The organism is Actinomycetota bacterium, from assembly GCA_030774015.1.
Classification (GTDB): domain Bacteria; phylum Actinomycetota; class UBA4738; order UBA4738; family JACQTL01; genus JALYLZ01.
On record JALYLZ010000180.1, the window covers coordinates 1 to 6,755 of the forward strand.

Below are 6,755 nucleotides of genomic sequence, written 5' to 3' on the forward strand. Positions count from 1 at the left end.
CTGACGCTCGTCCAGGTGAGGGGCCAGTACCTTTACCATCTCGCCCACGGCCAGCTCGGGTGCCGCCACGCGGACAGGCTACACCGGAATCACCTAACACTCAGCTTATTCCGTTCCGATCCCTAAGGTCTGGTCGAGATGGCGGTGGCGTGGGCGGCGATCGGCTTGCTGGCGGCGACGCTCGGCGTGCTGGTGGCAACGCTGGTCGCGGCGTTTCACAACCTGGGGGCCAAGATCGACGCGCTCGGCGCCAGGGTCGACGGCCGCATCGACGCCTTGGGCGCCCGCTTGGATGCCAGGATCGACGCCCTCGGGGCCGACCTCGGTGGGCGACTGGACCGACTCGACATGCGCCTCGATCGGGTCGAGTCACGCATCGACGCCCACGTCGAGCGGCACGCGGGCTGACTCCCGCCTACTCCCCCACCAGGTAGCCGAAGCGGTCCCGGAAGGCCTCCGGCGACATCCCCGCGGCCTCCGCGATCGGCCCGAGCCTGTCCCCGTCCTCCAGGTCCTCGCGGTCCAGCCGGATCATGTACTCGCGGGCCACCCGGTACGAGCTGCTGGAGACGTCCACCTCCCGGACCCGGACGCGGCCGGTCTCCGGGTCCGAGAACGACCCGAAGGGCAGCGGGACCATGTGGCCCTCCTGGAGCGTGATCATGGCGCCGGGCTCGCCCTGCCCGTCCTGGATGGCCCGTTTCAGGTAGTCCACGGCCCCGTACCCGAGGTCGCGGGTGTACTCGATGTCGAACGGGATGGGCGGGGCACACCGGAGCTCGTACCCGATGTTCTTGCCCTCCACGGTGACCTTCTTCCCCCGCTTCGCGAACCGTTCCTTCAGGAGCTTCGACAGCACCCGGTCGAGTTCCAGCTCGGCCAGCCGGATGTGGCCGTGCTCGTCGCGTTCCACCTCCGGCATGGCCGCGGCCAGGTCCTGCTCCGTCAGCCGGAGCCCGATCCCCTCGGCCAGGATGGCCACGCCGAACGGCCGGCCATGGGCGATCCGCTTCAGCATGGCCGTCTCCACGATGTCCACCAGGTGGTCCAGCCGGATGGGCTGGTCGCGAGGGAACTCCTCGGCCACGATGGTGAGGGTGGCGCCCGCCGCCTTGCCGAGTCCCAGGGCCAGATGCCCCGCCGAGCGCCCCATCGCCACCACCAGGTACCACCGCTTCGTGGTGATGGCGTCGGTCATCAGGTTGTTCACCAGCTCCACGCCCACGTGGCGCGCGGTCTGGAACCCGAACGTCGGCATGCCGCCCGGCAACGGCAGGTCGTTGTCGATGGTCTTGGGAACGTGGGCCACCCGGATCCTGCCCCCCGCCGCCTCCGCCAGCCGGAGCGCGGAGAACGCCGTGTCGTCGCCACCGATCGTGACCAGCGCCTCCACGCCGAGCTGCTCCAGCGCGCGGAGGCAGTTGTGGAGGCGCCAGTCGGGGTCATCCGCACCCTCGTCCCTGATCGTGGGGTTGGCCCGGGACGTCCCGATGACGGAGCCGCCCAGCACGTGGATGCGGGAGACGTCCGTGATGCCGAGCGGGCGCCCGTGGTCGCCGGAGCCCTTGATGAGGTGCTCGAACCCGTCCTGGAGCCCCAGGACCTCCCACCCCGAGTTCACGGCCTCGATGGTGGCAGCCGAGATCACGGAGTTCATGCCGGGAGCGGGCCCCCCACCACACAGGATCCCGAGCTTCACGCCCACGAGGGCAGCATAGGACCGGTCGGGTCGCGGTGGGAAACCCCGGATCTCAGTAGGGAGGGGCGAGGCCGTCGATCATCGGGAAGTGGCGCACGTTGGTCGTCAGGAGCTCCGCATCCAGGACGAGCGCGGTCGCGGCGATGAGATAGTCCATGTCATCGATCCCGCCGAGGGCCTTTCGGTGCCTGCGGGCCATCGAGCCTGCGGTCGTGGCGACCGCATCGTCGACGGGGACCCACCAGATCGCGGAGAAGAACTGCTCCAGCGTGTCCAGCTCCTCGTCCCTGACGCCGGCCAGCAATTCGAAGCGAACGACCTCGCTCGCCGCGACGATCTCGTCCTCGTCGACGAGACGCCTCAGGAGCATGACGGCCGACTCGGCGCCGCGCAGGTGGTCGATCGCGACGGTGGTGTCGAGGAGCTTCACCCGAGGCCGAGGCGGCGCAGGCGCTCGTCCAGGTCACCGCGCACCGCATCCACGTATTCGGCGCCGGTGAAGGACCTGCCGCTCCACGAGCCGGCGCTCTCGTCGAGGGCTCGGAGCTTCTCCGCCTTCGTGGTCTGGCCGAACGTGCTCCGGATGGCCCGGCGGATCAACTCCGAGCGGGAGGCGCCCGTGGCGCGTGCCACCCGGTCGAGCAGATCGAGCTCCTCGTCGCCCAGATAGACCTGCGTGCGACCCACGACACCACTATACACCGCTATGTGTCGCACCCAGCCACAGCCAGAGCGCGGCTCTTGCAGGGGTCGGGCGGTCGAGAGGCTACGCGGTGGCCGCGGCCTCGAGCTCGCGGAGCCGGGCGGGGTCGATGTGGATCCCCGGGCCCATGGTCGTGGACACCGTGAGGGTCTTGACGTACTTCCCCTTCGCGGCCGAGGGCTTGGCCCGCAGGATCTCGTCCACCACCGCCAGGTAGTTCTCGGCCAGGGCCTCCTCGTCGAAGGAACGCTTCCCGATGACGAGGTGCACGTTCCCCTGCCGGTCCACCCGGTACTCCAGCTTGCCGGCCTTGATGTCGCGGACGGCCTTGCCGATGTCCTGGGTCACCGTGCCCGCCTTGGGGTTCGGCATGAGGCCGCGAGGCCCCAGGACCCGGCCGGCCTTGCCGACCGCCGGCATCATCTCGGGGGTGGCCACCGTGGCGTCGAAGTCGATGTTCCCCTTCAGGATCTCCTCGACCAGCTCCTCGCCGCCCACCAGGTCGGCGCCGGCCTCGCGGGCCTCCCGAGCCTTGTCGCCCACCGCGAACGCCGCCACGCGCACGCTGCGGCCGGTCCCGTGCGGGAGCGAGACGGTACCCCGGACCATCTGGTCGGCCTTGCGTGGATCCACGCCCAGCCGGAACGCGAGCTCCACGCTCTCGTCGAACTTCGCCGCCGGAAGATCCTTGATCAGATGGAGGGCCTCGCCGGGCAGGTAGGCCCGGTCGCGGTCGACCTTGGTAACGGCCTCGCGGTAGCGCTTCCCGGCGTTCATGCCCGCACCTCGATCCCCATGCTCCGCGCGGTGCCCGCGATGATCTTCATGGCGGCATCCACGTCGTTCGCGTTGAGGTCCACCATCTTGCGCTCGGCGATCTGGCGGACCTGGTCACTCGTCACCGTGCCGACCTTGTTCCGGTTCGGCTCCCCCGAACCGGACTCGAGGCCGGCGAACTGCTTCAGCAGCTCAGCCGCGGGCGGCTGCTTGGTGACGAACGAGAACGTGCGGTCCTCGTAGATGGTCAGCTCGACCGGGATGACCTGGCCGGCGAACTGCTGCGTAGCCTCGTTGTACTGCCGGCAGAAGTCCATGATGTTCACCCCGTGCTGGCCGAGGGCGGTGCCCACGGGCGGCGCGGGGGTGGCCTGGCCGGCCTTGATCTGGAGCTTCACCATGGCCAGGACCTTCTTGCGGGGTCGGCGATCGCCGTCTGCCATTTCCATCCACCTCCTGCGGTCCAAGCGGCCGGTTCGGCCTCCCGCTGTCGTCGTTGCTGTTGCTCGCCTAGACCTTGGCGACCTGGTCGAAGCCGAGCTCGACCGGCGTCTCCCGGTCGAAGATGTTCACCAGGACCTTCAGCTTGCTCTGGTCCACGTTGATCTCGCTGATGGTGCCGTTGAAGTCCGCGAACGGCCCCGAGATGATCCGCACCGTGTCGCCCTCCTCGAACTCCAGGCGGAAGGACGGCTTCGCCTCGGTCTCTTGCTTCACCGCCAGGATCTTCTCGACCTCCCGGCGGGACAGCGGCGTGGGCTTGGTCCCGGTCCCCGACGACACGAACCCGGTCACGCCCGGCGTGTTCCGCACGACGTACCAGGAGTCGTTGTCGTAGATCATCTTCACCAGTAGGTAGCCCGGGAAGACCTTCCGCTGGACCACCTGCTTCTTCCCGCCCTTGATCTCCATGACGTCCTCCATGGGGATGTGGACGTCGAAGATCTTGTCCTCCATCTGCATGGAGTGGATGCGCGATTCCAGGTTGGCCTTCACCTTGTTCTCGTAGCCGGCGTAGGTGTGGACCACGTACCAGTCGCCCGGGCCGCGGAACGGGTCCCGCCGGCCGGGAACCTCCTCCTCGGCCTCCGGAGCGGGCGCAGCCTCGGACTTCCGCGTGGGCACCGGCGCAGGCTCGGGTTCCGGCTCAGGCTCGGGTTCCGGCTCAGGCTCGGGTTCGGCCACGGGCTCCACTTCCGCCTCGCCCATCACGTCCACGGCCTCCGCGCCGTCCTCGCCGGGGGTCTCCATCTCCGGCTCGGGGGTGGCGTCCGGCTCGGGAAGGGGCTCCTCTGTGGCCTCGTCCTCCACCCCGGTGGGGGCCTCCAGGACCGGCTCGGCGGGGATCTCCCCGAACGCCTCTCGCTCGTCCTCGTCCACCTCGGTGAGGGGCGGCTCCTCCGGGACGTCCAGGGCCTCGACGCCCTCGGACACGGGCTCCTCCATCGGCTCCACCTCGACCGGCGGCGACGCTTCGACAGCGGCCTCCGGATCCACTTCGGCCACCGGATCGGACTCAGCCTCGGGCTCGCGCGGCTCCTCGGAGGTGGGCACGCTCACGCCCGCCTCGGCCATCGGCGAGCCTGTCGCCGCCTCATCCGAGGCGTCTTCGGTCATGCCTGAGTTCTCGGGAACGTGATCCATCATCGAAAGTCCAGCTTACGACCGGCTCAGCCCCCGAAGACCCGCAGGACGGCCTTCGAGAAGAAGTAGTCCAGTCCGAACACGAGCGAGGTGAGCACGACGACGGAGACCAGGACGACGACGAAGTAGGCGATGAGCTCCTGGCGCGTCGGCCAGTTCACCTTCTTGAGCTCCTGGCGAACCTCCTTCAGGAACTGGCGGGCCGGAACACGCTTCTTCCGCTCCTGGGCCGCGGGCCGCCGGGCCGGCGTCGGGGTGGTCCGACGCTCGGTCGCAGCTTGCTGCCTCGCCATCAACCGCTTGGTCTGCCTGTTCATCTCACTCCCTCAGCGCGCCGAACCGGCTCGCATCCGCACTGGCCGGTACCGGGATTCGTGCTCGCGCTCACGCCGGTGGGGGACGACCCACCGTCCGGGCTAGTATAGGCACCGCGGGCGGCTCCGGCAAAGACACCGAGTGGGGACCGTGGGGGGGTCCAGTGATTGGCCCGTCCCACGATGCGACCGATGCCAGCGCCAGCGATTGCACCTGCGGGCCGGGCAAGGTTCACTAGCGCGCGTGCAAGCACCAGCGTCCGAAGGCTGGCGGAGCCGGCTCGACCGCCTCGCCAGGATCGGGGTGCTCCCGAGCGACTCCCGGGAGGAAGCCCTCCGCAAGGAGACCCTCGTCCTCTCGGCGGCCGTCATCACGGCCCTCGCGGTCGTGTGGGTGGGGACGTACTGGGCGCTCGGCCTGTATCTGTCGGCCATCATCCCGTTCGCCTACCAGGTCGTCTCCGTCGTCAACCTCGTCGTGCTCGCCAGGACCAAGCGGTACCGGTTCTTCCGGGCTAGCGAGCTCGCCCTGAGCCTCATGCTGCCGTTCCTGCTACAGCTCAGCCTCGGCGGCTTCGTGGCATCGAGCGGAGTCGTGCTGTGGTCGTTCACGGCCCCCCTCGGCGCCCTGCTGTTCTCGGGACGGAAGGAGGCAGCACGGTGGTTCGCCGCCTTCCTCGCGGTGGTCGCCCTGTGCGTTGCCCTCGACCCGTTCCTGGTGAACAAGACCGGGGAGATCCCGCACTGGATCCGGATCTCGTTCTTCGCCCTCAACGTGCTCGGGGTGACCGGGACCTGCTACCTCCTGCTGCACTACTTCGTCACGGAGCGCGACCGTGCGGCCGCGATGGTGGCCGCGGAGCGGGAGCGGTCGGAGCGGCTGCTGCTGAACGTCCTGCCCGGACCCATCGCCGAGCGGCTGAAGTCCGGCGAATCCCTCATCGCCGACGGCTCCCCTGAGGTGGGAGTCCTGTTCGCAGACATCGCCGGGTTCACGCCGCTGTCCGCGACGATGGCCCCGGAGGACATCGTTGGGCTGCTGAACGAGGTCTTCACCGTCTTCGACGGCCTCGCGGCTGAGCACGGGCTGGAGAAGATCAAGACGATCGGGGACGCATACATGGTCGCCTCAGGCCTCCTCGGCGGAGGCCAGGACCACCTCCAGAAGCTCGCCCGCATGGCTCTCGGGATGCAGGGCGCGGTCGAATCCATGGGCTCGATCCAGCTCCGGATCGGCATCGACGTCGGTCCCGTCGTGGCCGGTGTCATCGGGCGCAGGAAGTTCATCTATGACCTGTGGGGGGACACCGTGAACACCGCCAGCAGGATGGAGTCCCACGGGGTCCCAGGCGCCATCCACGTGACCGAGCGCGCCCAGATGCATCTGGCCTCCACGTTCGAGTTCGAGGATCGCGGGATCCTCGACGTCAAGGGGAAGGGGCCGATGCGAACGTACCTGCTCTTGGGCCCCAAGAACGGTCGCCCGGCCGCCGGCGACGCGTCCACGTCGATGGAGTTGGGGACGAGTCGCGGTGTGTCTCAGTTCGACTAGAGCGAGCCTCGGCCCCACGCGACCCAGTCAAACTGGGACCCCAACGGCCTTGACACGGAGCGGGGC

9 protein-coding genes are annotated in these 6,755 nt (G+C 69.0%); 2 read left to right on the forward strand and 7 right to left on the reverse strand.

Going from position 1 to position 6,755, the window contains the following annotated elements; genetic code table 11:
- Window positions 1–138 precede the first annotated feature (138 nt).
- Window positions 139–408, forward strand: coding sequence for a DUF4164 domain-containing protein (locus tag M3Q23_17820; protein MDP9343908.1), 270 nt, complete (start codon window positions 139–141; stop codon window positions 406–408).
- Window positions 409–415: 7 nt separating this feature from the next.
- On the opposite strand, the gene M3Q23_17825 is transcribed toward M3Q23_17820, so the two are convergent.
- The 7 genes from M3Q23_17825 to secE form a co-directional block, all read right to left on the reverse strand.
- Entirely contained in the window at window positions 416–1,705 is a 1,290-nt protein-coding gene (locus M3Q23_17825) for a 6-phosphofructokinase (GenBank protein MDP9343909.1), read from the reverse strand.
- A 46-nt stretch (window positions 1,706–1,751) separates the two neighbouring features.
- Window positions 1,752–2,129, reverse strand: a complete 378-nt coding sequence (locus M3Q23_17830) for a type II toxin-antitoxin system VapC family toxin (GenBank protein MDP9343910.1) — start codon at window positions 2,127–2,129, stop codon at window positions 1,752–1,754.
- Window positions 2,126–2,386, reverse strand: coding sequence for a ribbon-helix-helix domain-containing protein (locus M3Q23_17835; GenBank protein ID MDP9343911.1), 261 nt, complete (start codon window positions 2,384–2,386; stop codon window positions 2,126–2,128). Before M3Q23_17835 ends, M3Q23_17830 begins: the two co-directional genes overlap by 4 nt.
- Before the next feature lie 79 nt (window positions 2,387–2,465).
- Window positions 2,466–3,179 (reverse strand): 50S ribosomal protein L1, encoded by a 714-nt coding sequence (gene rplA / locus M3Q23_17840; GenBank protein ID MDP9343912.1) that lies wholly within the window; start codon window positions 3,177–3,179, stop codon window positions 2,466–2,468.
- Entirely contained in the window at window positions 3,176–3,622 is a 447-nt protein-coding gene (rplK, locus tag M3Q23_17845; GenBank protein MDP9343913.1) for a 50S ribosomal protein L11, read from the reverse strand. Before rplK ends, rplA begins: the two co-directional genes overlap by 4 nt.
- Before the next feature lie 67 nt (window positions 3,623–3,689).
- On the reverse strand, window positions 3,690–4,796 hold the full coding sequence (gene nusG / locus M3Q23_17850; GenBank protein MDP9343914.1) for a transcription termination/antitermination protein NusG: 1,107 nt from the start codon (window positions 4,794–4,796) through the stop codon (window positions 3,690–3,692).
- A 53-nt stretch (window positions 4,797–4,849) separates the two neighbouring features.
- Window positions 4,850–5,140, reverse strand: a complete 291-nt coding sequence (gene secE, locus M3Q23_17855; protein MDP9343915.1) for a preprotein translocase subunit SecE — start codon at window positions 5,138–5,140, stop codon at window positions 4,850–4,852.
- Window positions 5,141–5,441: 301 nt separating this feature from the next.
- Here secE and M3Q23_17860 point away from each other — a divergent pair, with 301 nt between their 5' ends.
- Window positions 5,442–6,689, forward strand: coding sequence for an adenylate/guanylate cyclase domain-containing protein (locus M3Q23_17860; GenBank protein ID MDP9343916.1), 1,248 nt, complete (start codon window positions 5,442–5,444; stop codon window positions 6,687–6,689).
- Window positions 6,690–6,755: the final 66 nt, after the last annotated feature.